Source organism: Agrobacterium rubi TR3 = NBRC 13261 (assembly GCF_000739935.1).
GTDB classification, from domain to species: Bacteria; Pseudomonadota; Alphaproteobacteria; order Rhizobiales; family Rhizobiaceae; genus Agrobacterium; species Agrobacterium rubi.
Genome location: NZ_BBJU01000029.1, coordinates 91,807 through 115,386 on the forward strand (window position 1 = coordinate 91,807; position 23,580 = coordinate 115,386).

The 23,580-nt window shown below is 58.7% G+C and carries 20 protein-coding genes; 16 read left to right on the forward strand and 4 right to left on the reverse strand.

Translation table 11 applies throughout. The features are described from left to right. The first annotated feature begins 1 nt into the window (after nt 1). The 14 genes from RRU01S_RS22170 (at nt 2) to RRU01S_RS22235 (ending at nt 15,119) form a co-directional block, all read left to right on the forward strand. Nucleotides 2-1,540, forward strand: coding sequence for a UxaA family hydrolase (locus RRU01S_RS22170; RefSeq protein ID WP_045232396.1), 1,539 nt, complete (start codon nt 2-4; stop codon nt 1,538-1,540). 54 nt (nt 1,541-1,594) lie between these two features. Further along, nucleotides 1,595-3,154 carry a GMC family oxidoreductase gene (locus RRU01S_RS22175; protein ID WP_045232397.1) on the forward strand — a complete coding sequence of 520 codons (1,560 nt, stop codon included), beginning with the start codon at nt 1,595-1,597 and terminating at the stop codon, nt 3,152-3,154. 53 nt (nt 3,155-3,207) lie between these two features. Then, entirely contained in the window at nt 3,208-4,005 is a 798-nt protein-coding gene (locus RRU01S_RS22180) for an SDR family NAD(P)-dependent oxidoreductase (RefSeq protein WP_045232398.1), read from the forward strand. 30 nt (nt 4,006-4,035) lie between these two features. After that, a complete protein-coding gene (locus RRU01S_RS22185) occupies nt 4,036-5,157 on the forward strand; it encodes a glycerol dehydrogenase (RefSeq protein WP_045232399.1) in 1,122 nt (373 codons plus the stop codon). Between the two features lie 203 nt (nt 5,158-5,360). Then, nucleotides 5,361-6,200, forward strand: coding sequence for a GntR family transcriptional regulator (locus tag RRU01S_RS22190; protein ID WP_052816200.1), 840 nt, complete (start codon nt 5,361-5,363; stop codon nt 6,198-6,200). Next, nucleotides 6,121-7,155 carry a BMP family lipoprotein gene (locus RRU01S_RS22195; RefSeq protein WP_081880167.1) on the forward strand — a complete coding sequence of 345 codons (1,035 nt, stop codon included), beginning with the start codon at nt 6,121-6,123 and terminating at the stop codon, nt 7,153-7,155. The genes RRU01S_RS22190 and RRU01S_RS22195 overlap by 80 nt, the downstream gene beginning before the upstream one ends. An 18-nt stretch (nt 7,156-7,173) precedes the next feature. Continuing rightward, complete coding sequence (locus RRU01S_RS22200) at nt 7,174-8,715, forward strand: ABC transporter ATP-binding protein (RefSeq protein WP_045232401.1); 1,542 nt, start codon at nt 7,174-7,176, stop codon at nt 8,713-8,715. Continuing rightward, a complete protein-coding gene (locus RRU01S_RS22205) occupies nt 8,715-9,773 on the forward strand; it encodes an ABC transporter permease (protein ID WP_052816201.1) in 1,059 nt (352 codons plus the stop codon). The genes RRU01S_RS22200 and RRU01S_RS22205 overlap by 1 nt, the downstream gene beginning before the upstream one ends. Then, nucleotides 9,770-10,666 carry an ABC transporter permease gene (locus RRU01S_RS22210; protein ID WP_045232402.1) on the forward strand — a complete coding sequence of 299 codons (897 nt, stop codon included), beginning with the start codon at nt 9,770-9,772 and terminating at the stop codon, nt 10,664-10,666. Before RRU01S_RS22205 ends, RRU01S_RS22210 begins: the two co-directional genes overlap by 4 nt. Then, a complete protein-coding gene (locus RRU01S_RS22215; RefSeq protein WP_045232403.1) occupies nt 10,663-11,226 on the forward strand; it encodes a cysteine hydrolase family protein in 564 nt (187 codons plus the stop codon). The genes RRU01S_RS22210 and RRU01S_RS22215 overlap by 4 nt, the downstream gene beginning before the upstream one ends. Then, nucleotides 11,223-12,095 (forward strand): carbohydrate kinase family protein, encoded by an 873-nt coding sequence (locus RRU01S_RS22220; protein WP_045232404.1) that lies wholly within the window; start codon nt 11,223-11,225, stop codon nt 12,093-12,095. Before RRU01S_RS22215 ends, RRU01S_RS22220 begins: the two co-directional genes overlap by 4 nt. 4 nt (nt 12,096-12,099) lie before the next feature. Further along, the gene (locus RRU01S_RS22225; protein ID WP_045232405.1) at nt 12,100-12,867 is read left to right on the forward strand and encodes a nucleoside phosphorylase; all 768 of its coding nucleotides are present in this window, start codon (nt 12,100-12,102) and stop codon (nt 12,865-12,867) included. Nucleotides 12,868-12,887: 20 nt separating this feature from the next. Beyond that, a complete protein-coding gene (locus RRU01S_RS22230; protein WP_045232438.1) occupies nt 12,888-13,655 on the forward strand; it encodes a sugar isomerase domain-containing protein in 768 nt (255 codons plus the stop codon). A 3-nt stretch (nt 13,656-13,658) separates the two neighbouring features. Continuing rightward, the gene (locus RRU01S_RS22235) at nt 13,659-15,119 is read left to right on the forward strand and encodes an aldehyde dehydrogenase family protein (protein ID WP_045232406.1); all 1,461 of its coding nucleotides are present in this window, start codon (nt 13,659-13,661) and stop codon (nt 15,117-15,119) included. A gap of 182 nt (nt 15,120-15,301) precedes the next feature. Here the strand turns inward: RRU01S_RS22235 and RRU01S_RS22240 are convergent, their stop codons facing one another. After that, on the reverse strand, nt 15,302-18,727 hold the full coding sequence (locus RRU01S_RS22240) for a molybdopterin-dependent oxidoreductase (protein WP_081880168.1): 3,426 nt from the start codon (nt 18,725-18,727) through the stop codon (nt 15,302-15,304). 942 nt (nt 18,728-19,669) lie between these two features. Here RRU01S_RS22240 and RRU01S_RS22245 point away from each other — a divergent pair. Then, entirely contained in the window at nt 19,670-20,329 is a 660-nt protein-coding gene (locus tag RRU01S_RS22245) for an RraA family protein (protein WP_045232407.1), read from the forward strand. Between the two features lie 175 nt (nt 20,330-20,504). Here the strand turns inward: RRU01S_RS22245 and RRU01S_RS22250 are convergent, their stop codons facing one another. The 3 genes from RRU01S_RS22250 to RRU01S_RS22260 form a co-directional block, all read right to left on the reverse strand. Further along, complete coding sequence (locus tag RRU01S_RS22250) at nt 20,505-20,753, reverse strand: hypothetical protein (protein ID WP_045232408.1); 249 nt, start codon at nt 20,751-20,753, stop codon at nt 20,505-20,507. A 75-nt stretch (nt 20,754-20,828) separates the two neighbouring features. Next, complete coding sequence (locus tag RRU01S_RS22255) at nt 20,829-22,199, reverse strand: sensor histidine kinase (protein WP_045232409.1); 1,371 nt, start codon at nt 22,197-22,199, stop codon at nt 20,829-20,831. Then, nucleotides 22,199-22,867: a response regulator transcription factor gene (locus tag RRU01S_RS22260; protein WP_045232410.1), complete on the reverse strand. Its 669-nt coding sequence runs from the start codon at nt 22,865-22,867 to the stop codon at nt 22,199-22,201. Before RRU01S_RS22260 ends, RRU01S_RS22255 begins: the two co-directional genes overlap by 1 nt. A 132-nt stretch (nt 22,868-22,999) precedes the next feature. Here RRU01S_RS22260 and RRU01S_RS22265 point away from each other — a divergent pair, with 132 nt between their 5' ends. Beyond that, on the forward strand, nt 23,000-23,503 hold the full coding sequence (locus tag RRU01S_RS22265) for a hypothetical protein (protein WP_045232411.1): 504 nt from the start codon (nt 23,000-23,002) through the stop codon (nt 23,501-23,503). The last annotated feature ends 77 nt before the right edge of the window (nt 23,504-23,580 follow it).

Consider the following 23,580-nt stretch of genomic DNA (forward strand, 5'->3'; position numbering starts at 1 on the left):
GATGACAGCCTACAGCACCAATTCCCCGTTCCTGCGTCTGAACGCCCGCGACAATGTTTTGATTACCCGTGTTTCGCTGGACCCGGCACCGTTTTCCGAACTAGGCGGGGCATCGCTGTCCGAGCGGATCACGCAAGGCCACAAGGTGGCGATCTCGCCCATGAAAGCGGGTGAAGCCGTCATCAAATACGGGCAGATCATCGGTTTTGCCAGCAAGGATATCGGCATCGGGGAGCATGTTCACACCCATAACATGGCCATGGGCGATGTCGAACTGGCCCATGAATTCTGCATCGAAGCCCACGAGCCTGATTTTCTGCCTGTATCTGAGCGCGCATCCTTTCTAGGCTATGCGCGGCCAAGCGGGCTGGCCGGTACGCGCAACTATGTTGCGATCATCTCCTCGGTGAACTGTTCCGCCACGGTCTCGAGGGCGATTGCGAGCCACTTTACCACGTCGGGTCGGCTGAATGATTTTGCCAATGTCGACGGCATCATCGCGCTCACCCACGGTGGGGGCTGCGCCATCAACACCAAGACAGAGGGCTACGCCTTTTTGACCCGCACGCTTGCTGGCTACGCAACACACCCCAATGTCGGCGGCGTGGTGATGATTGGTCTTGGCTGTGAAACCAACCAGATTCCAGCGCTGCTGACAGCACATGGTTTGGTGGAAGGAGATCGTTTCCGCACGATGACGATCCAGGCCACAGGCGGCACGCGTCGCACGATCGAGGAAGGCATTGCGGCAATCGAAGCCATGCTTCCGGCCATCAACAGCGATGTGCGCACATCCCAGCCAGCATCGATGCTGAAGCTTGCACTGGAATGCGGCGGTTCCGACGGATATTCCGGCATTTCCGCCAATCCGGCACTTGGCTATGCATCCGATCTGTTGATCCGCCACGGCGGCACGACCTGTCTTGCCGAAACCCCAGAAATCTATGGTGCCGAACATCTGCTGACCCGCAGGGCGGCGTCGCCTGCCGTTGCGGAAAAACTGCTGCAACGCATCGATTGGTGGAGAGAGTATGCCGAGCGCGGCAATGCAGAACTCAACAACAATCCCTCGCACGGCAACAAGGCCGGTGGGCTGACGACGATCCTCGAAAAGTCGCTCGGTGCCGTCGCCAAGGGCGGTACATCCCGTCTGAACGCCGTCTACGAATATGCCGAGAAAATCACGCAATCCGGTTTCGTCTTCATGGACACGCCCGGCTACGACCCCGTGGCCGTAACGGGGCAGGTGGCGGGCGGGTGCAATCTCATCTGCTTTACCACCGGGCGCGGTTCCGTTTCCGGTTTCAAACCCGCGCCCTCGCTGAAGCTGGCAACGAACACGCCGATGTATGAGCGCATGAGCGAGGACATGGATATCAATTGCGGCACCATCGTCACCGGTGACGAGACGGTTGAGCAGGCCGGAGAGCACATCTTCCAACTGATCCTGGACACCGCATCGGGACGCAAGACCGCGAGTGAAACCTACGATTATGGCGACAACGAATTTGTGCCCTGGCAGGTCGGGGCCGTGATGTAACGCATGTGAAGGTACGTGGCTGCGCGGGATGGGCGTGCCACCGGGAGGAATGACATGAACGCAATCAAAGATTTTTACGACGTCGTCATCATTGGCGCGGGCGTCGGTGGCGGCGCGATGGCCAACCGGCTTGCAGGTCGCGGGCGTAGCATCCTGATGATCGAGCGCGGACCAAGGCTACCACGCGAGCCCGACAACTGGAGCGTCGACGCGGTTTTCCATACGCGCAAATACGCGACCAAGGAAACCTGGCGCGATCGCGACGGCAAGGATTTCAACCCCAGTACCTATTATTACGTCGGCGGCAACAGCAAGTTTTTCGGTGCAGCCACCTTGCGATTCCGGGCCGAGGATTTTCAGGACTTGCAACATGAGGGCGGGGTGGCGCCTGCATGGCCGGTCAGCTACGACGAATTCGCGCCCTATTACGATATCGCCGAACAGCTGATGGGAACCCATGGCGCGGCCGGAATGGACCCCACCGAGCCACCACGCTCCGGCCCGATGCCTTATCCCGCAATCGGTCATGAGCCGGAAATCGCTTTCTTTGATAAGAAGCTGCGTGAAAAAGGGCTTCGCCCATTTCCGCTGCCCATCGCCATCGATTACCATCAGGGCGGAAGTTGTATCCGCTGTCGCACTTGCGATGGATTTGCTTGTCAGCTGGGCGCAAAGGGTGACGCCGAAGTCCGGCTGGTCAATCCCGCCCTTGCCAAGGGCGATGTTGATCTGGTGACGGAGGCTTTCGTCCACAGACTGTTGACCGACCCGACTGGCAAGCGCGTGACCGGCATTGAGATCACCCATTCCGGGCAAACCCGCACGATCTCTGCCGACCTGTTCATTTCCAGTGCCGGGGCCATCAATTCGTCTGCCTTGCTTTTGCGCTCCGCCAACGATGCCCATAAGCGCGGTCTCGGCAACAACATGTCGGATCAGCTTGGCCGCAACTACATGGCGCACAACAACACGGCGATGATGGCGATCTCGCCGTTCAAGAAGAACCGCGTGACATTCCAGAAGTCGATGGCGATCAACGATTACTATTTGGCCAACAGCGAAAAACCCTATCCGCTCGGAAACGTTCAGGGGCTCGGAAAACTGCAAGGCGGCATGCTAACGGCCAATGCTCGCTGGGCGCCGGAGTGGCTGATGGCGATATTTGCCGAACGCAGTGTCGACTGGTGGTTGATGTCCGAGGACCTGCCCGATCCTGACAACCGGGTTTCACTCGATGCCGACGGCAAAATCCGGCTGAGCTACACGCCCAACAATCTGAAATCCCATAATGAACTGGTGCAGGTGTGGAGCCGCTGCATGCGCTCCCTTGGTTATCCGCTGATCATCACCAACAAGATGGACATCAAGGTATCGATGCACCAATGCGGAACGGCCCGTTTCGGCAACGATCCCAAGACATCTGTCCTTGATCCCCATTGCAAGGTCTGGGACGTCGATAATCTCTACGTCGTGGATGCATCCTTCCTGCCATCGTCAACAGCCCTCAATCCGTCCTTGACGATTGTCGCGCAGGCGACGCGAACGGCAGATCATATTTTGAGCCAATGGGGTGAGGTCAAAATGCAGCCGGTGACCACCTCGTCAGCCGCCTGATTCATCCGGTGTGGAGGCACAGGATCAATTTTCAAAACTGGAGGACGTTGCCGATGTCAGGCACGAACAATAATTATAAGGCCATCTTCGATCTCAAGGGCCGCAAGGCCATCGTCACCGGCGGTTCGCGCGGCATAGGCAAGGCACTGGCGGAAGCGTTGGCCGCCCATGGCGCAGATGTGGCGATTGTCGTCCGCTCTTCTATGGACAGAGCGGAAGTCCTGGTGAACGAGCTAAAAGCGACCGGTGTCGACAGCTTCGCCATTCAGGCTGATGTTTCTGACGAAGCGGATGTGCAGCGTATGACAGACGCGGTCATCGCGCGCTGGGGCCGCATCGACATTCTGGTCAACAATGCTGGCATCGTGCTTCCCGCAGCCGCGGAAGAGTGCGGCCTCGACACATGGCGACAGACCATGGCCGTCAATCTCGATGGCGTCTTTCTGGTCTCGCAGATCGTCGGCAGACAGATGATCGCGCAAAAAAGCGGCTCCATCATCAATATCGGTTCCATGTCCGGCCGCATCGTCAACTGGCCCTTCCGTCACGCCGCCTACAATGTCTCGAAGGCCGGCGTGCATATGCTGACCAAATGCCTTGCTACCGAATGGGCCGAACACGGCATCCGGGTCAACGCCATCGCACCCGGTTACATCAGGACCGAACTGACGGATGAGGTGCTGAAAGAGCACCCCAACGTCGTACGTGATCACTGGGCAAAAGGGGCGGTGCAGAACCGCATCGGCGGTGTCGAGGAACTTGCCGGAGCCGCGGTCTACCTCGCAAGCGATGCGGCAAGCTTTACCACTGGCGAGATCATGACAATTGACGGCGGATTGACGCTGCGCTGACGCAAACGATTTTAATGAGGAACGCAATAAATGACACAACGTGGTTACGGCGGCCCGCTTCGCTATGTTCAAGGCCAGGGCGTGATCGGTGATCTTGCACACTATGTCGAACCTCTGGCAAAAGCCGCACTCATCATCATCGACAGTTTTTTCTGGGAGACGCTGAGACCCGCAATCGAGACGGCGTTGGCGCAAAAACACATCGCCACACGTTTCGTCCGGTTCGGCGGGGAGTCCACCGATGCGGAAGTGGCACGATGCATCGATGAGGGCAGGGCCATCGATGCCGGTGTCGTTATCGGCATCGGAGGCGGCAAGGCGCTCGATACGGCAAAGATTACAGCATTCAACCTTGGCGCCAGGATCGTGACGGTGCCGACTATTGCCTCGACGGATTCGCCAACCAGTTCGATCGGTGTCATCTACTCCGCAGATGGCGTTTATGACCGGGTGGTGCGTTGTGGCCGAAATCCGGATGTCGTGCTGGTCGATAGCGGGTTGATCATTCAAGCGCCGGTCCGGTTTTTGGTGTCCGGCATGGGAGATGCACTGTCGACCTGGTACGAGGCCCGCTCCAACCTTGAATCGCGGTCCAGAAACTATATCGGCGACGGTTATTCAACGACAATTGCCGGTATGCACATCGCCCGCTCCTGCCACGAAACATTGATGCGCGATGGTCGAGCTGCATTCCACGCAGCGCGCGGCGGAAAGCTGACCCCAGCGGTGGAAAATATCATCGAAGCCAACACGCTGCTGAGTGGCCTCGGCTTTGAAAACTGCGGGGTATCCGCTGCTCACGGCATTCACGATGCCTTGACGGCATTGGAGCCAACGCACCACTTCTTCCACGGCGAGAAGGTGGCTTTCGGCGTGATCTGCCTGCTGGTTCTGGAAAACCGGGCACCCGAGGAGGTGGCAGAAGCCCTGGACTTTTGCATCGACATTGGCCTTCCGACCTCGCTTGCCGATCTCGGTTTAACAGATGTCTCGCAAGACGATCTTGCCAGGGTCGGCGAGCTTGCCATGCTTCCGACCAATGTTATCCATTCCGTTCCAGTATCGCTCAACGCGAAATTGATAGCTGACTGTTTATGGACAGCAAGCGTGCTGTCTGAACACCGGAAATCATCGCGGGCTGTTAAATTATAAGATGATGGCGCCTCCCTACGGCGGTAGCGGCGTAAGCGATCTGGACGATCAAAGGAAGCAAACCCAACTCAGGTGCTGAGACGCGTGGAGGCGATGTCCTTGTTGACGAGAGAAAGCGGCAATCAAGAAGAAACATAGCACTTTTTCACTATTGACGGTCTTTAAACAAGCTATACAGTTGACTGGACAACTTGGAGAACCCGATGGTGCGGCTTCAGGAAACGGGCGAACCGTATTACTTGCAAATCGCGAGCAGGCTTCGCGACATGGTCGATAATCTGGCGGCCGGTCAGCGCCTGCCAAGCGAGCCGCAGCTTGCCAAGAATTTCAAAGTCAGCCGTTTCACGGTTGCCAAAGCTGTGGACGAGCTGGCCAAGGACGGTCTAATCGTTCGCAAGCAAGGCAGTGGAACGTTCGTGGCTGAGGTGCCGTTACGGCGCCAGCCGGGCTATCTTCTCTCCTTTACCGAAGCGGTAGGGGCAGCCGGTCACAGGGCTACTCATAGAGTTCTTTCCTTTCGTCCGGTGGCGTGGTCGCCCGGCCTCCCATATTCAGCCGATACGGCGTTAATTCTGTTTGACCGGCTGCGGTACGTTGATGGAATGCCGGTGGCTCGCCATCGCTCGACGTTGTCGGCTGAGCTGGCTAATCGGATTGGGTTGACTGAACAGTCGGTCGCAATATCCGACTTTTCACTCTACCGTCATTTTGAGGATCATGGCCTGACGGTGGCGGCCGCCAACGAGCGGCTGATCGCGCGGCTTGCCGACGCCGAAGAACAGGAACTGCTCGGCATCGCAGAGGATAGTGTCGTCGTTTCGGTCAGCCGCCAAACCCTTTCATCCGATGGAATGCTGCTCGATGCTGTCGAGGCGACCTACGACGCACGTCGCTATTCATATGAGGCCAGGCTTACGAGGCAGCATGAAACAGGGAACCCAAAAATAAAAAAGGGGAATAAAGATGACTTACAGAATCGACATGCTGATCGTCACAACGGCCCTCGCCTCGGTCCTTGGGACACTGACGGCGAACGCCGCTGAAAAGCCCGCAGCCCTGATTATTGCTCAGGGTGGACTGGGCGACCAGTCATACAACGATCTGGCTTTTGCCGGCTTCCAGCGGGCACTGAAGGAAACCGGCCTTGAAGGCAAGCCGGTCGAATCCAAGGACGTGGTGGCGCAGGCTGCCGACATACTGCGTCGCGCCTCCGATGCCGATTTTGGCCTTGTCGTTGACCTCGAATATGCGCATGGCGAGCCGATGCTCGAAGTCGCCAAGGATTATCCCGACACGACTTTCGCCATTCTCAACCAGGTCCAGAAGGGCGACAATATCGTGTCCGTGCTCTTTCAGGAGCAGGAAGGTTCTTACCTTGCCGGCGTTCTGGCAGCCCAGGTCACCACCGATACATCGATCAAGGGCATCAATGCCGAGCCGATCATCGGCGTGATCGGCGGCACCAAGTCGGCCGGTATCGACAAGTTCATCGCCGGCTATATCGAGGGTGCGAAGTCGGTCAATCCCAAGATTGACGTCAAGGTCGCCTATTCCAACAATTTCGCCGACCCGGCGCTCGGTCAGCAGATGGCCAAGGCCATGTTTGAGGAAGGCGCTGATATCATCTACCAAGTCGCAGGCGGCACTGGCACGGGCGTGATTCAGGCTGCCAAGGACACCGGCCACTTCGCAATCGGCGTGGATGGCGATCAGGATGGTGTCGCACCGGGCAACGTGCTGACCTCAATGATCAAGAAGACCGATGTCGCGGTCGAAGACGTGGTCAAGAACTATGCCAAGGACGTCAAGCTTGGTGGCACCACGGTTGCCTACGGTCTCAAGGAAGACGGCGTCGGCCTGTCCGACATGAAATACACAAAGGATATCATCCCGGCTGCCTATCTCTCCAAGGTTGAAGCTGCCAAGGCCGACATCATTTCCGGCAAGGTCAAGGTCTGGAATGTCGTCGAGCAGGGGTACCCGGACTACCTGAAGTGAAGCGGGTGGTAGACCGTGATGAACCGCAAGATCGAACCCCAGGGAGTGTCCGGCCACGTGCGCCTCGGCGCGCGCGCTGTGACCAAGCGATATGGCGCTCTGACTGCTAACGATCACGTGAATTTTTCGGCTGTGGCCGGGACCATTCATGCGATCGTCGGTGGCAATGGCGCCGGTAAATCGACGCTGATGCGCATCCTGCAGGGCATGGATCAGCCCGATGAGGGGGGCGTCATCATCAATGATGTGGCGACCAGCCTGTCGGGGCCGGCGGAAGCATTTTCGCTCGGCATCGGCATGGTGCATCAGGAATTCATGCTGGTGCCGGGGCTGACTTTGCTCGAGAATCTGGTTCTCGCGCGCGAGCCTGTCAAAGGACTCGGCGTCATCGATCGCGCAAAAGCGCTCGAAGCGGCGCATGCGCTAGAGCGGCAGGCGGGCGTGACGCTCGACTGGAACCTGCAGGTGGATGATGCGCCTGTCCATGTGCGCCAGATCGTTGAAATACTGCGCCTGCTCTATCGTGGTGCCGATGTGCTGATCCTCGACGAGCCAACAGCGGTGCTCGCGCCGTCACAGATTCGCGAATTGATGGTTCTGCTGCGGCGCTTGCGCGACGAGGGCCGCACCATTCTGTTTATCAGTCACAAGCTCGATGAGGTCATGTCCGTCAGCGATGACATTACCGTCATGCGCACGGGCAAGGTGGTTTGCAGTATAAGGACATCAGACACCACAAAGGCGCAGCTCGCTGAACTGATGATCGGCGAAATTCCGCACGAAGCGACCGCTCGTGCCGGCCAGCCGGGCGATGTGGTCCTGGCGATGGCGGGTGTCTCAATCGGTGATAACAAGGGCATCGATCAGCTGAAGAATGCCAGCCTTCATGTGCGCAAAGGCGAGATTGTGGCAATAGCCGGTGTGGCTGGCAATGGACAGGACGAGCTGGTCGCGGCTGTTACGGGTTTGTTGAATGTGAAATCCGGCACACTTTCATTGTCAGGCAAGGACGTGTCCGGTCTGCCGCTGTCGGCGCGCCGCGCGCTGGGGCTTTCCTATCTCAGCCCTGATCGGGCGGCAGAAGGTCTCTGCCTCGAAGCCTCCATTGCAGAGAATGCCGTGGCTGGGCATCATCGCTGGCCGGGTCTCGTAAAATCAGGCGTTCTCAATCTTGGCGCGATTGCCGAGCATGCGGAAAAGCTGTTGGATCGCTACTCGGTCAAGCGGGCTTCTTCGAAACTGGCAATCTCCGCTCTCTCGGGTGGCAACCAGCAGCGCGTGGCGATTGCGCGCGAACTGGATGGCGATCCCGATTTGCTGGTCGCTTGCCAGCCGACGCGCGGCGTCGATATCAAGGGCATCGCGTTCATCCATCAATGCCTGCTCGATTATCGCGATCGTGGCGGTGCGGTGCTGTTAGTGTCGGAAGAGCTGGATGAGATCCTCACGCTCGCCGACCGGATCGTGGTTCTCTATAATGGCGAAGTGCGCGGCGAACTGGCGCGCGGCCATGCCGATGTCGAATCGATCGGTCGCATGATGCTGGGGGAGGCCGCGTGATGGTAACAGTCGTTTCCCCCGCGCCGACCAGACGTCAGCTGACCTTTATCAAGCCATTCATGGAGGCTTCGCAGCCGATCATATTGGCGCTGCTACTGGCGGCGATCGTGCTCTTGATTGCCGGGTACAACCCGCTTGAGGTCTACAGGCTGCTGGCGGTCGAATCCTTTGGATCGGTCAAGCGCGTCGCCTCTACGCTTTCTGCGGCGACGCCGTTGATTTTCACCGGTTTGGCGACGGCGATTGCCTTCCGCACCGGCGCTTTCAATGTCGGGGTCGAGGGTTGTGTCAATGTGGGCGGGCTGGCGGCTGCCTTTGTCGGTTTTACCTTCATTTCTCTATCGGGCTATGTGTTGTTGCCAATGGCAATCCTTGCCTCTGCCATTGCAGGCACGCTGTGGATGGTCATTCCCGGCCTTTTGAAATCGCGGCTTGATGTCGATGAAGTCGTAACCACGCTGATGCTGAATTTCATCGCGCTCAGCGTTACGGCTTGGCTGGTCAACGGGCCGCTGCTGGCACCGGGGGCTGCCAATTCCGCGACACCGATGATTTCGGATGCGGCGCGGCTGCCGAAACTGATGCGTGGTTCGACGCTGAATGTCGGCTTCATCATCGCTGTTGCTTGTATCATTCTCTACTGGCTGTGGGGCAAGTGGGCCACTTTGGGCTTCGAGACGCGGATTGCAGGTATGAATGCGCGCTTCGCCACTGCTTCAGGCATGAATGTGCAGGGGCTGGTGTTCCGTATGATGCTGCTGTCTGGCGCCATTGGCGGGCTGGCTGGTGGCATGCATGCGCTCGGCAATGTCTATCGCTACGTGTCCGGCTTTTCCCCAGGCTATGGTTTTGTCGGCATCGCGGTGGCTTTGCTCGGGCGTGGCAATGCCTGGGGCATGTTGCTGGCGGCGATCCTGTTCGGGGCGCTGGCCACCTCGGGTGCGACGATGCAACTGTTCAGCGATTTGCCGATCGAGTTCGTCAATATTCTGCAGGGCATTGTGATGATCTTTGCCGTGGCGCGGCTCGGCAATATCTGGAAAAGGCGCGCATCATGATCGATAATGTCATCCACGCCGCCCTCATCATGACCACGCCAGTGCTGTTGGCGGCGCTCGGCGGCCTCATCAACCGTGTCGGAGGATTGGTCAATATCGGGCTCGATTCGATGATGCTGGTAGGAGCGCTGGTTGGTCTCATCCTCGCTGCCGGAAACGGTAGCTGGATAGTGGCGCTGGCCGGAGCGGGCGTCGTCGGCGCTGTCATGGGTCTGATGATGTCGCTCACGGTAACCAGGCTTGACGCCAACGAAATAGTCGTCGGGCTGGGCTTTAACATCGTAGCAGCCGGGCTGGTACGGTTCTTCCTCAAATCGACTTATAACACGGCCGGTACGCTGAACCTGCCTGAGGTGACGCGCCTGCCGCGCTTCGATATTCCGGTCATCGAGGACATTCCTGTGCTCGGTGCAATCTTCTCCGGCCATGACGTGTTGACATGGATTGCGTGGTTACTGGTGCCTGTCATGGTCTGGTTCCTGGCCTGCACCCGACCGGGCCTGCGTCTGCGGGCTGCCGGAGCTGCGCCAAAGGCCTCACGTGCGCTCGGGCTCGACCCGCTGTTCACCCGCGACATGTCGACCGTGTTTGCCGGCTTCATGGCGGGTCTGGCCGGTGCCTATCTCTCGATCGGCGTCGTCGGCATCTTTAACGAGGGCATTACCTCCGGGCGCGGCTTTATCGCCATGGCGGCCTTCTATTTCGGTCGCAACCGGCCAGTGATGACCGCCGTCGGCGCGCTGCTGTTCGGCTTCTTCGATGCAGCGCAAATCCGCATCCAGGGCCGCGGCGTGCCGGCCGAGCTCGTGCAGATGCTGCCTTATGTGATGGTCATCGTCATTCTCACCCTAATTGCCATATCGGCTCGTAAATCCCGTGGAGCCCGTCCATGACCGACGTCCAGAAGACCGCCCTTGTATTCGTCGATGTGATCAATTCCTTTTTCGAACCCGGTCATCCCAACTATTATCCCGCGGTCGAAGAGGTGCTGGGACCTATGCGTAAGCTGCGCGAGCAGGCCCGTGCCAGCGGGGCCATCACAGTGCACGCTGTCGAGCGGCATCGCCCGGAGTTTCATGATTTCGAATGGAAGAAGCTGCCGATCCATCATCTGGAGGACGCGCATGACGCTGATTTCTTCAAGGATTTTCGCCCCCATGGAACGAACGAGATCGTGGTCTACAAGCGCCGCTTCAGTGCCTTCTTCGCCACCGATCTGGCTTTGTTCCTGACCGAGCAGAAGGTGACACGTGCCATAATCGCTGGGGTCAAGACCAATGTCTGCATTCGCGCCAGCGCGCAGGATGCGTTTGCCAATGGTTTCGAGCCTGTGATCGTACGCGAAGCGACCAATTCCAACCGGCCGCATCTGGCGGAGGCGTCGCTAGAGGATATCGAGCGCTATATGGGCCGTGTCGTCAGCCTTGCCGAGGGGTTGGAGATGCTGACATGAGTGGCATCGTCGTCACCGGTTACGCCAGCCTCGACCACGTGATCGTGCTCGATGGCGATGTGCGTGCGGGTTGCACCACAACCATTCTCAGCCGCCCTCCAAAAGCATGGCCGCGTCTTGGTGGCGGTCCAGCCTATGTGACGCAATCGGTGGCTCGTAGTTTTTCTGGCTTTGTGGCACCGATCAGCTGGATCGGAGGGGATGGGCCGGGCGATCTTTATCTTGACCAGTTGCGAGATAGCGGCGTGTCCGTCGATGGCATCGCAAAGGTCGATGGTGCGCGCACGCCGGTATCGGTGCTGGCCTATGACCCGCATGGCGATTGCGCGGTGCTCTACGATCCCGGCCTGCCGCCGAGCATCGTGTTGACCGATGCGCAGCGGGCGTTGATCCGGGGTGCAGACTGGATCGGCGTCACCATCGGGCCGAAGATCGTCACCGATGAATTGCTGGACATTATCCGGCCCGAACAGAAACTGGCATGGGTGGTGAAGAATGATCCGCGCGCGATTACGCCGGAACAGGTTGCCGCGCTGGTTATCCGTGCCGACCTGATCTTCTGCAATGGGCGCGAACGCGCCTTTCTCGATAGCATCCGCGAGGGCATTGACCGTGTCCGCAAAGACCAGATCTTGGTGGAAACGCAGGGGCGGCTTGGTGCCGGGTTCATCCGCGGCAGCGAAAGCCGGTTCGTGGCCGCTGAGCCTGTCGATGTGACCGATCCGACTGGCGCGGGCGACACCTTTGCCGGCGGCGTCATTGCCGCGATCATGAATGGAGAGAAAAATCTTGACGTGATCGGGCACACCGGCAATGCGGCCGCCCGCAAACTGCTTCTCGAGCGAAAATCCGAAGAAACCGAAAGCTGATAGCATGAGTGAAAAAGAACGGACGAACCGCGCCTGGTACATCGGTGCCAAACGCGAAGAAGTGGGCAAGGCGGCCATCCTTGTGGGCGATCCCGCCCGCATCGAGCGCATTGCCGAGCATATGACCGAGGTCCATTTCGTTCCCGAAAGCCGTGGTCTCAAGACCGTGACGGGCACGCGCGGCGGTGAACGCATTACCGTTGCCGCCTTCGGCATGGGGGCGCCAATCGCGACGATCGTCATGCATGAACTGCATGCGCTGGGGATTTCGACCTTCCTGCGCATCGGCACGGCAATGGCCGTGGCGCCAGCGAAGCTCGGCGATTTCGTGCTGGCCGATGGCGCCATGCGCGCCGATGGAACGTCCAATACTTACGCGCCGCTCGGCTTTCCGGCCATCGCCGATTTCAAGCTCAATACCGAATTGCGTGATCGCCTGACGACCAGCGGTCGCACATGGCACGCCGGGATTTTCGGCACCTATGACGGCTTCTACACCGAGATGTTTGCACTTTCTGGCCAGCGCCGCGAGATGATCGGCAAGCTCAAGGAAGATATCAAGCGGTTGGGGTTGATCGGCACCGATATGGAAACGTCGGCATTGCTGACGGCAGCGCGCATTCTTGGTGTGCGGTCTTCGACACTGTGCGTGGCGACCGTCGATGCCCAGAGTCAGGAAAAGATCGAGGACGACCTTATGGCGAAGCTTGAACGCGACATGTTCGAGATCGCGCTCGATGTCATGCACACTTTTTCCGCCACCACCCAATAAGACATAGAAAGGATGTGGAGATGGCTCCGCTTTCCACGAATTATTTCAACGCCTTGATCGAACGCATGGAAAAGGTGCGCGACGAACAGGTTGCCTCGATCGAAAAAGCGGCCGAGATGTGCGCGAAATCGATCGCCGCGGACAAGCTGGTCTTCACCTTCGGCACCGGCCATGGTGCCATTCCCGCACTCGAGAGCTTTCCGCGCACGGGCACGATCGTCGGCTTCCGGCCGATCGTCGAAAGCACGATGATCTCTTTCCACCGCGTGTGGGGTGACATGGGTGCAAGGCAATATCGCTTCATTCACGCGCAGGAGGGCTATGGCAAGGCAATCCTCAAATCGCATCAGCTCGATCCCGCCGACACGATGATCCTGTTCTCGCACTCCGGCATCAACGCCGTGATCATGGACATCGCGCTCGAATGCAAGGACTTAGGCATCGGGGTTATCGGCGTTACGTCGCTGCAGCATTCCTCGGCGACGCCCTCGCGGCATTCATCCAACAAACGCCTGTTCGAAGTGGCCGACGTCGTCATCGACACCGGTGCGCCGCTGGCCGATTCCGCAATTACCATCGACGGACTCGAAGATCCCGTTGGGCCGACATCGACGAGCGTTACCATTGCCATTGCTCATGCGATCGTATCAACCACAGCAGAAAAGCTGGTGCAGCGGGGCATCACGCCGGGCGTCATGGTCAGCCCCAACACGACGAGCAAGGCTGCGGCCAATGCCCAGAACGATGCAAATTATGAGGCTCTCTGGAGCCGGTTGAGAGCGCGCTGAGCCATGGACCGCAAGCTTTACATAGATGGCCACTGGTGCGATGCCCTGGGTGGCCAGACAGCCGTAATCCACGATCCCGCAACTGGCGAGCCAGTCGGTACGAGTTCTATTGCCACGGCGGCGGATGTTGACGCCGCCGTGGCCAGCGCCACAAAGGCATTCCCTGTCTGGTCGGGCATGCATGCCGACGAGCGGGCGCAGATCATGCATCGGGCAGCCAATCTTATCGAGCAACGCATCGACCAGATCGCTGACCTTTTGACCCGCGAGCAGGGCAAGCCGGTGCCCGACTCCAAAAAGGAAATCGCCTTCGGTGTCGAGGTCATCCGCTATTATGCGGAAGAAGGACGGCGCATATATGGGTCGCTGCGTCCTGCGGCGCGTGCCGATATTCGCAACATCGTCACCTCGCATCCGCTTGGGGTGGTCGCGGGGATTATTCCGTGGAACTACCCGGTCGATCTTTATGCCTGGAAGGTCGCGCCGGTTCTCGCAGCCGGTTGCGTACTCATTGCCAAGCCACCGCATGAGACGCCGCTGGCGATCGGCATGGTCGTGCGGTGCTTTGCCGAAGCGGGTCTGCCAGCGGGCGTGCTCAACGACATTCCCGGCACGGGGCCTGAAGTGGGCGCGGCACTGTCGGCGCATCCGGGCATCCACATGATCACCGCCACCGCGTCGGTGCCGGCCGGCCAGGCGATCATGCGGGCGGCGGCTGGCAATCTCAAGCGGCTGTCGCTGGAGCTTGGCGGCCAGTGCCCGCTGCTGGTGCTGGATGATGCCGACCCGGTCGAGGCGGCAGCGGCTGCTGCCCGCCGGTCTTTCTCGAATATGGGCCAGATATGCATTGCCGTGAACCGAATCATCGTCGGCAAGACCATCCACAGGGCTTTTGTCGAGGCGCTTGTGGCAGAGACGGCGAAGATCAAGCTTGGCCATGGCGTCGAGCCGGGCGTGCTTTACGGTCCGGTGCTGAACGATAGCGTCCGCGTGCGAACAAGGCGGCATCTGGACGATGCAGTGGCGCGTGGCGGCAAACTGCTGGTCGGCGGCACGATTCCCAAGGGCGATGCCTTCGACAAGGGCTTCTTCTACCAACCGGCCATCGTAGACCAGGTCCCGGAAGGCGCGCTGGCGACCACCGAGGAAACCTTCGGCCCGCTCGCTGCGGTGCAGGTGGCCTCTGATGACCGGGAGGCGGTGCGGATTGCCAATGCGCTGCCGTTCGGGCTCGCTGCTTACGTGTTCTCCGGCGATCTCGAGCGCGGCTGGTCTGTGGCGGAACGGATCGAGGCGGGTGCTGTGGGCGTGAATGTCAATGACACCAGCGACCTGCAAGCGCCGTTCGGCGGATGGAAAATGAGCGGCATCGGCCGGGAACTCGGACCTGAGGGCCTGCACTCTTTCCTCGAGAAGAAACACATCAAGCTACGGCTTAGACCTAGATGCCACGACCCCTACTAGCTTCGAACTTTCATTAGGTTTGCGCATTCTGAGTGGATTTAGGAAACACGAGTTACCATACCTGAGTATTCCAATATCGCTCCAAATGAACATCCATAAGAATGTCCGAGCCCGTCATTGATCCGCTCTCCCGGCATTGTGATACCGGGAAAGCCCTCATGACAACAGCAGGGACCTTTGTCTCAGACATCGAGTGTCATATCGCTCAACGGGATGGACTGGCAGGTCAGACAGCTGTCGGGGGCCAGTTCGGTTTCGACGGGACAGAGGAACTGCCCCTCCGTTACCTTGACGGCACAGCTTTCGCACTGGCCGACCTGACAGCCGCTTGGCAGCGAAATACCGGCAGCGAGCGCAGCTGAGAGCAGTGAGCCTGACGCCTTGGTCCATTCAAAACTGGCGCCGCTACGCGCAAGGGTTATGCGTGCCGGGGCAATGTCCTTCGGCAATGCCAGCTCGCTCTTGAAGGCTTCGGCGATGATATCGGCGGTTGGCATGCCGCGCGCCACGAGCGCCTGGCGAACGCCATCCATCAAGTTTGCCGGTCCACACAGATAGACCAGCGGGCGTCTGGCCAGCAGGGCATCATCCATCGTCGCAATGATCTGCGCGATATCGCCGCCCGTTCTGACGTGGGATTGCGTCGGCGCATCGCCGCGGCGAAGCCAGAGATTGAAGGACAGCCGCTCGCTGTTTCGAGCAAGGTCAACGAGTTCCCGTTCGAAGGTCGCCGTCTCCCAGGTTCCGGCCACGTAATGCAGCATGATGGGAGCTGTCGAACCACCCTTTGCAGCAGCCCGCAAGGCCGACAGGAAGGGTGTGATCCCGATGCCGCCCGCAATGCAGACGATGGGTCGGTCGATGGCAGGTGAGATCACGAAGCTGCCGGATGGCGGCGTCACCATCAGTTCCGTACCGACCTCCAGATGATCGTGAAAATGATGCGACATGGAAAATGACACGAGCGGATCGGCGCTCGGGCTGCGTCTCACCGCGACTTCGAAGCAGTCTGACGACGCGCCATCGCAGATGAGGGAGTAGAAGCGCCGTTCCTGCGCGCCAGGTATTCTGACGCCGATATGCTGGCCGGGCAGAAATGCGGGTAGAGGAAGGCCGTCTTCCGGCACAACGACGAATCGCAGCACATGGCCTGCAAGCTTCTCTCGGGCCTTGACGATGAAGCTTCGCTCGCCCGACCAGTTGCCGATCGATGTCGGCACATCACGCCTGATGGCGCAGACCATCTGGCGAAGTGGCGGCGCGCCGCTGAGGGGATCACGCGTCTCGTCGCCGATGATGGCGTTGATGTTGCTGGAGTGCTCACCGAATGTGGGAGCGCTTCGTCTGCCAAGAGCGTCATTACCTTGCCACCAGCCAAATTCCGCGATTGCCACGTCGTCGGCCAGATCACCGTCGATCCGCACCCGCAATCGCACCGTTCCATTCGGCGTCGTCACCAGCGCCCAGTCGTTCTCCGCCAGACCGTTCCGTGCCGCCAGAGCAGGAGAAATCTCGATAGCCGGATCAGCGGAGCGCCGTCGCAACGAGGTGATATTGCGCAGCGATGAGTGCGTATAATAGCCCGATTTGGCTGTGGTCAGTGTAATGGGGAATTCGGGATCGACCGGCAATGGCGGCGCAGCAGAGGCGATGGCCGGGTAACCATGCGCCTGTAACTGCCCGGAATGGAATTCGATCCGCTTCGATGGTGTCGGAAAGCCGACCGGCGCTCCGCTTGCATCGCGCGTCGCATAGGCGCGTTCTATAGCGGGCTGCGCCAGCGTGATGCCTTCCGGTGATGCCCGCAATCGATCCACACTCAGTCCGGTGGCTTCCAGCACGGTGCCGATTGCCTTGACGAAAGGTCCCTGCCAGAGATCGCCTTCCAACCCCAGACGCTGGCCGAGCCCGCGTGCAATGGCATAATCCGGCCTTGCCTTGCCGGGTGCTGGCAAGAGAGCGGGACGAAACTGGATATGTGAGGCAGCCCGCGCTGAAATCTCGAAACCGACACGCATCGCATCATGTTCCCAAGGCGCGGTGACGGGCAACAGGATGTCGGCGGTATCTGCCATCGGGGTCATAAACAGGTCGCAATGGACCTGAAAATCCAACACTTCCAGCGCTCTTTTCGTGCGGGGTGCATCAGGATGCGTCAGTGGCATGTTGGCCCCGAAACCGATCAGTGCCCGAACCCGGTTCTGCGCATTGCCTTCGATTGACTCGCACAAATCCCGCGCCGTGATGAAGCCGAAGCGAGGTGGGCCAAGCGGCAGTTCCGCACGGCCAAGTGCTTTTTCCAGCTGCGAGGCAGGGAGATGTTTGAAGTCGGCGATCTTTGCTGTGGCCGGTCCGGCAAACCAGCGATTTCCACCGGCTCGATCGACATCATCCCGCAGGGCGAATAGGCTGGATATGGCCCGTGTCGTCTGCGTGGCGTTCAGCGCCTGCGCAATCCCGGTCCAGTGATAATAGGAAATGCTTGGTGATGACGCGACGATCTCGAAGAATTCGACAAGTTGAGTTTCCGGTATACCCGTTGCCTCTGCAACCTGTGACGGGGTCCATTCGAGACTTTCCTCATAAAGCAAAGCAAGCGAGGTGGCGCAGTGTCTTTCATGTCCGTGGGCGTCGATAATCGTTCCGTCGAACAACAGATAGGCATCGGGGTGCACGCCATAGTCAACAGCAGGATCGACGGTTTCGAGCGATCCGTCGTTTCGCCTGATGACGAGACCTGCATCGGCACCGAAAGCAGTGGCGGAAAGCTTTTCGCCCGTCTGTCGGTCTACGAGAAAGGCCGCGTCGGTCCAGTCGCGAACGAAATCCTGCGCGAAGCGCTTCTGCTCGATCAGAAAGCGGATCGCACCCATTGCCAGCGCGGCATCTGAGCCGGGGCGGATGCGCAACCACAGATCGGACTGTTCGCCGCTGCCCGAACGCTTCGGGTCGATCACCACGATGCGCGCGCCGCGCTGCCGTGCTTCGGCGATGCGTTGCGCCTCCGCCAGCCATGTTCTTGCGGGATTATGACCCCAGAGGATGATGGTATCGGCATTGGCAAAGTCCGGCACACCCAAAGGCAAACCGAATGTGAAGGCTTGCGCATAATCTTTCTGGAAATTGCAGACTTCGACCGAGGTGACGAGGTTGGGTGTGCCGAACTGCCACGCCAGCCGCAATATCCAGTCGATACTATCGGAAATGGCCGTACCGCTGGGCGTCGTCGATGCGATGGCCACGGCTTCCGCGCCATAGCGGTTACGAATATCGGCCATGCGTGCGGCGATTTCGTCCAGCGCTTCGTCGTAACCGATTTCTTCCCAACCTGGATCTGCACTGCCTTTCGGGTAGGTCCGTCGCATCGGTACGGTCAGTCGATCAGGGTGATGGACGATCTCAGGTGCGGCGCGGCCTTTGGCGCACAGAGCGCCGCCGGTCGGATGGTCACGATCAGGATCGACGCGCAACATCCGCCCATCCTGAACGGTATAGATCGCGCCACATCGGGACCTGCACAATGTGCAATAGCCCCGGGTGGTCACCGGTGAGGATGGAGAGGCGTGATCCATAATCGCTTCCTTCGCCGTCATAGCGCCTGTGTCCATTCTATTATTGAAATGACGGGGTCACAGCGTTGCGTCACATCGCATTTCGCGACCCTGATGGAGCCCTCCAGCAGGCAAGTCACGAGTGCAGAAATGGTGGAGGTATTCGTAATTCCATGCTCCCATTTTTCGCTTCTGGAGCACAACGACGGCGCTAGAACAGATGAATGTGTTGATGATAGGAAGCCTATGAGCAAAAAAATGAATGCGCAAGAAATTTGTTGAAGCTTAAATTAAATTAGCGTTGCGGCCTTTGGTAACTGCAAAACCTCGTGTGGTAGAGCCATCTACGTGATCCGGCGGCTACCAGGGTCGTGGTCCTGCTGCGGCTGGCAAATCTTTTTAATATTATTCCAAAAGCGAACTTAAAACTGGATACTAGGGGCGAGGTTGTCTTGCGGCAGAGCTCCACGATTTAGTGCAAAATTCATCTGTTCGCGACGCTGCGATGTTCATTTGGTATGGTCGGCTAGAACCCGCCTTATTGATCCGGCAGTGGCTATACGTGGCAGAATGGCCGCAGCCAGAGGGTCGATAGATAGGCGGCCTGCCACGTGCATTAGCGAACTGCCATTCCTGTAAGGCCCAACCTGGCTCTACCGGTATCATCGTTGTCTTGTCCGACGCCATGAGCTATGAAAATATGCAGCCATAGACGATGATCAGATTTTTCCCGCTGACTGGTCAGTCGGGTGAAGAATGTGGAGGAGCATTGACCACGTCATTTGAAACCATTTCTGTGCGGGCGCGGCGGAACGACCTGCGCAAGGAACATACAGGCAGGGATGCTGCACTGCTTGCATTTTTTACAGCTATTCCGTGAAATCCTTACGGGGAATGCTTGCATAAAAAAGGCCTCAACTGCAAAAAGTAACAGGGCGGTATTTTCGGAGGCGTTTTACGACGCTTCGCCCAGCGCCAAGTCACTGAAGGGTTGATATCATGGCTAACATTGGTCACGTCACAGAAACACCTACGCACATTGACCAGATGATTGCAGCGTTTGAAGCCATCCCCACTCCTATCGTTGGGGACTGCATGCAACGTCTCGCGGGAACATCACAACTGAGAGCCTATCACGGTACTTCCCGCGTTTGCGGTCGCGCCTACACGGTCAAGGTCGCCTCAGGGGATAATTTATATATTCACCACGCACTCAACCAATGCTCGCCGGGTGACATTATCGTGGTAGAGGGATCCGGAGATTTGCAACGCGCGCTCGTGGGTGAACTCATGTTGCTTTTTGCGAAGTCTCGCGGTGTATTGGGCTTTGTCATCGACGGCGCCATCCGAGATGCCGACGCATTCAAGGCGCTTGAGTTTCCATGTTTTGCCAGAGGCCACACATTACGCGGCCCTTACAAAAACGGCCCCGGCGCTGTTGGATTGCCCGTGGTGATCGACGGCATGATCGTCCATCCCGGTGACATCATTCTGGCCGACGAAGACGGCGTGATCGCTATTCCAGCGGATGAGGCGCCAGACTTATTACAGGACTCGCTAAAAAGGCTTGAAGACGAGACCAGTACCAAAGCGGAAATCGCAGCTGGAACAAGCGATCGAAGCTGGGTGGAAAAACGGATCAATCAGGCAGCTTTGTAAGCGGGTCTCATCGAATTCCAGATTCCGGCCTCGAGATTGGCTTTCTGGCGTCCGCGAGGGGCACCAAAAACACATATAGAACTGTTGTCTGAGGCTGGCGTCGTGCCATCCGCTCGTTACGGTAGACATAAAAAAGGGGCGTGCTGTCGCTCGCCCCGTCTTCTTTCCGATCACCTTAGCGTTGGATTACGCCGTAAATGATGCGGTTGTCGTTGTTTCTGTATCTGTCGCGATCATTATCGCGCCAGTTTCCTCGTCTGTCGCGGCGGAAATCGCGGTCGTTACGGTAGTCGCGGCCATTGTCGTAGCGACGATCATAGCCACCCGCCGAGTAATAGCCGCCGCTGCGGTAACCGCGATCATCGACGCAGCCACTGAGTACGCCAACCGAAATCAGGCAGAGTGCGGCAGTAAAAATTTTCATTGAGACCTCCTGTGCAACCCAGCCAAACGCGCTGGGGCGGCTGTGTGTTCCAGGCATCTCGCGCTTTACGATAAATCACGGCCCCGTTCGTGTGGATATGGGTAAAGCAAGAATAGCTCGCAGGCCTGCGGGTTCATTGGGGTGAAGGGAGAGTGATCCGCCATAAAGGCCGGACAATTCGCTGACGATCGACAGGCCAAAACCGGTTCCGGCAACCCGTTCGTCTTCTCTCACACCGGGAAGCAAAACAGCTTCCATCCTGTCTTCGGGGATGCCTGGGCCATCGTCTTCGATGGTGATGCGAACAACTGAACCCTCGCGCTGCGCGCTGATCTTGACATGCGAGGACGCCCATTTGAATGCGTTGTCGATGAGGTTGCCGAGCATCTCTTCGAGATCGTTCTCACTGCAGGCCGCTTTCAGGGTCTCATCAATCGCGATCTCGAAGCTTATGCCTCGTTCCGCATGGATGGAGCCGATTGCGAGGTGAAGGTCGGCGACCGACGCCGCAATATTTGCACTCGCGACATTGCCAGTGGACACCATCGCGTGGCGTGCAGAATTGAGATGGTGTTTGATTCTCTGGTCGATACGTTTCGCAAGGTTGCGCAACGTGCCATCCGTATCATTTCCGTCGTCAAGCGCCAGCATAAGGCTGGCGACGGGTGTTTTGAGGCCGTGGGCCAGATTGGCGAACTGCATGCGGGTTGCGGTCAGCCGTTCCTCATTGGCAATCAACAGGGCATTCGTCTTCTCAGTCAAAGGAGAGAGTTCTGGCGACTTCTGTGGTGGCAGTCGGTCGATATCCCCCCGGTTGATGGCATCGATATCGGCGGCCATGGATGCGAGAGGTTTTAGCCCGAAACGGATTTGCCACAGTGTGCCTGCCAGAAGGACAAGACCCAAAAACAGCATGCAGGGTATCAACCAAAACAGCGCGCGAATGGCCGGGTCAACTAGCGCGCCAAAGGGTGCCGTCGCGGTTATGGTGACGATCTCGCCATCGATGTTGCGCGTGACTTGGCGTGTGTAGAGCGTTTTTCCGTGCAAATCCTCCGCGTCGCCTGGAGACGGCAGGCCGGTCACGGTCTCGCGCAGGCTCTTGCGTCCCTTGGGGCCATCCAGTTCGTTTCCAGCGAGGGATAGTGATGTCAGACGGTCGCGGCCGGTTTCGATTTGCCAGTACCAGCCCGAGTCCCGTCGATCGAAAGGCGGGGCATCAAGGGGCGTGGAAAGCTCAAGATGTCCAGACGGAGTTCGGGTAACAGTGCTGGCGAGCGCACCGATTTGCGTATCCAGCCTCTGGTCGATCTGTTCGCGCACGACGTTTTTCAAGGCAAGCCACAGGATCACGGATGCGACCACAAGCGTTACGGTGACAAACAGGCCGGAAAAGAGCAGCAATCGCCCTGCAAGCGAGTGAGGGATGCGCAACTTTCGTACCATCAAGCCACCACCGCCGCCGTCAGCATGTAGCCTCTGCCTCTGACCGTTTCGATCCGTTCAGCGCCGATCTTCTTTCGCAGCCGTGCGACAATAACCTCGATGGAATTGGAATCGACATCCGCGTCGCCGTCATAGACCCGCTCGTTCAGCTCACGCCGATCCACGATCGTTTCCTTGCGCAGCATGAGGCAGGAGAGCACGCGCCATTCCAGGGCTGTCAGTTTCAGCGGTAGTCCGTCCAGCTCGAACGTACCCAGCTGCGCATCGAAGACGAGAGGTCCGCAGTTCAGCCGCGAGGACGCGTAGCCTGCGGCGCGGCGCACCAGGGCTCTAAGTCGCAATACCAGTTCCTCGGTCTTGAACGGCTTCGGTAGAAAATCATCCGCCCCGGCCTTAAAGCTTGCCACCTTGTCCGGCCAACCGTCTCGTGCCGTCAAAACCAGCACCGGCAGGTTTCGTTCGCTCTCGCGCCAACCTTTCAGGACGGTGACGCCATCTATTTTCGGCAGTCCCAGATCCAGTACGGCAACGTCGAACAGTTCCGTCAGCCCGGCATGCAGCGCGTCCTCGCCGTTGCGGGCAATATCGACCACGAAGTTTTCCAGCCGGAGGGCGGTTGCGATCCGGCCATTGAGATCGTCGTCATCCTCCACGAGCAGCACGCGCATAAGGGAACTTTCTGATGAAAAGAAGCCGAAAACATAAGTGTTGCAGCTTAACTCAAGCTGAACGGGAAGGTTCAGCGAGGCGAGGGCCAGCCGCTGCTAGCTTGTGATTGTCACGAACAAAGGAGCATCACAATGCAGATCGAAGATCACAGCCACCCACACCCAGACCAGAACACCACCGCTGGCTCTCCGCCGCCAAAACCCCGCTCGCGATTGGTATGGCCAGCCCTCGTTACCGTTGTTGCCCTTGCCGTCGGTGTTGCCGGAGGTGCCGCCGCAACGAAACTGGTTCGCCCGACACCGGAAATGGCACCCGTAACCCCGGTTGCGATTTCCACCGTGCCAGCCACGGGTCTCGTCACAATCAAGGGCACGGTTGCCGAAATCTACGGCAACAAATTCATTCTGCAGGATGAAAGCGGCAGGGCGCTGGTGGAAACCGGCCCGGCCGGGGAAGATGGCGATCTCGTTGCCAAGAATGAGGCCGTGACCGTGCAGGGCCGTGCCGATGACGGTGTCGTCCACGCCAGCTATCTCATACGTCAGGATGGCCAAGCGGAATCGATCGGGCCGCAGGGTGGTCCTCCACATTTGCGCCACCCCGACGGCATGGATCACCCCAAGCCAAGACCCTGATAGCGCTGGGTGATTGCAGGCCATAGACATTTTTGCCATGTCTTAAAATCTGTCTATTGATAAAATACGGCGCTCTG

Bases quoted from the DNA above. Each gene is read 5' to 3' on its own strand.
- RRU01S_RS22245 (WP_045232407.1), top strand. From the start codon at position 19,670: ATGGCTAACATTGGTCACGTCACAGAAACACCTACGCACATTGACCAG.
- RRU01S_RS22205 (WP_052816201.1), top strand. From the start codon at position 8,715: ATGGTAACAGTCGTTTCCCCCGCGCCGACCAGACGTCAGCTGACCTTT.
- RRU01S_RS22265 (WP_045232411.1), top strand. From the start codon at position 23,000: ATGCAGATCGAAGATCACAGCCACCCACACCCAGACCAGAACACCACC.
- RRU01S_RS22240 (WP_081880168.1), bottom strand. From the start codon at position 18,727: ATGGACACAGGCGCTATGACGGCGAAGGAAGCGATTATGGATCACGCC.
- RRU01S_RS22220 (WP_045232404.1), top strand. From the start codon at position 11,223: ATGAGTGGCATCGTCGTCACCGGTTACGCCAGCCTCGACCACGTGATC.
- RRU01S_RS22180 (WP_045232398.1), top strand. From the start codon at position 3,208: ATGTCAGGCACGAACAATAATTATAAGGCCATCTTCGATCTCAAGGGC.
- RRU01S_RS22190 (WP_052816200.1), top strand. From the start codon at position 5,361: ATGGTGCGGCTTCAGGAAACGGGCGAACCGTATTACTTGCAAATCGCG.
- RRU01S_RS22200 (WP_045232401.1), top strand. From the start codon at position 7,174: ATGAACCGCAAGATCGAACCCCAGGGAGTGTCCGGCCACGTGCGCCTC.
- RRU01S_RS22175 (WP_045232397.1), top strand. From the start codon at position 1,595: ATGAACGCAATCAAAGATTTTTACGACGTCGTCATCATTGGCGCGGGC.
- RRU01S_RS22235 (WP_045232406.1), top strand. From the start codon at position 13,659: ATGGACCGCAAGCTTTACATAGATGGCCACTGGTGCGATGCCCTGGGT.
- RRU01S_RS22215 (WP_045232403.1), top strand. From the start codon at position 10,663: ATGACCGACGTCCAGAAGACCGCCCTTGTATTCGTCGATGTGATCAAT.
- RRU01S_RS22195 (WP_081880167.1), top strand. From the start codon at position 6,121: ATGACTTACAGAATCGACATGCTGATCGTCACAACGGCCCTCGCCTCG.
- RRU01S_RS22260 (WP_045232410.1), bottom strand. From the start codon at position 22,867: ATGCGCGTGCTGCTCGTGGAGGATGACGACGATCTCAATGGCCGGATC.
- RRU01S_RS22185 (WP_045232399.1), top strand. From the start codon at position 4,036: ATGACACAACGTGGTTACGGCGGCCCGCTTCGCTATGTTCAAGGCCAG.
- RRU01S_RS22225 (WP_045232405.1), top strand. From the start codon at position 12,100: ATGAGTGAAAAAGAACGGACGAACCGCGCCTGGTACATCGGTGCCAAA.
- RRU01S_RS22255 (WP_045232409.1), bottom strand. From the start codon at position 22,199: ATGGTACGAAAGTTGCGCATCCCTCACTCGCTTGCAGGGCGATTGCTG.
- RRU01S_RS22250 (WP_045232408.1), bottom strand. From the start codon at position 20,753: ATGAAAATTTTTACTGCCGCACTCTGCCTGATTTCGGTTGGCGTACTC.
- RRU01S_RS22170 (WP_045232396.1), top strand. From the start codon at position 2: ATGACAGCCTACAGCACCAATTCCCCGTTCCTGCGTCTGAACGCCCGC.
- RRU01S_RS22210 (WP_045232402.1), top strand. From the start codon at position 9,770: ATGATCGATAATGTCATCCACGCCGCCCTCATCATGACCACGCCAGTG.
- RRU01S_RS22230 (WP_045232438.1), top strand. From the start codon at position 12,888: ATGGCTCCGCTTTCCACGAATTATTTCAACGCCTTGATCGAACGCATG.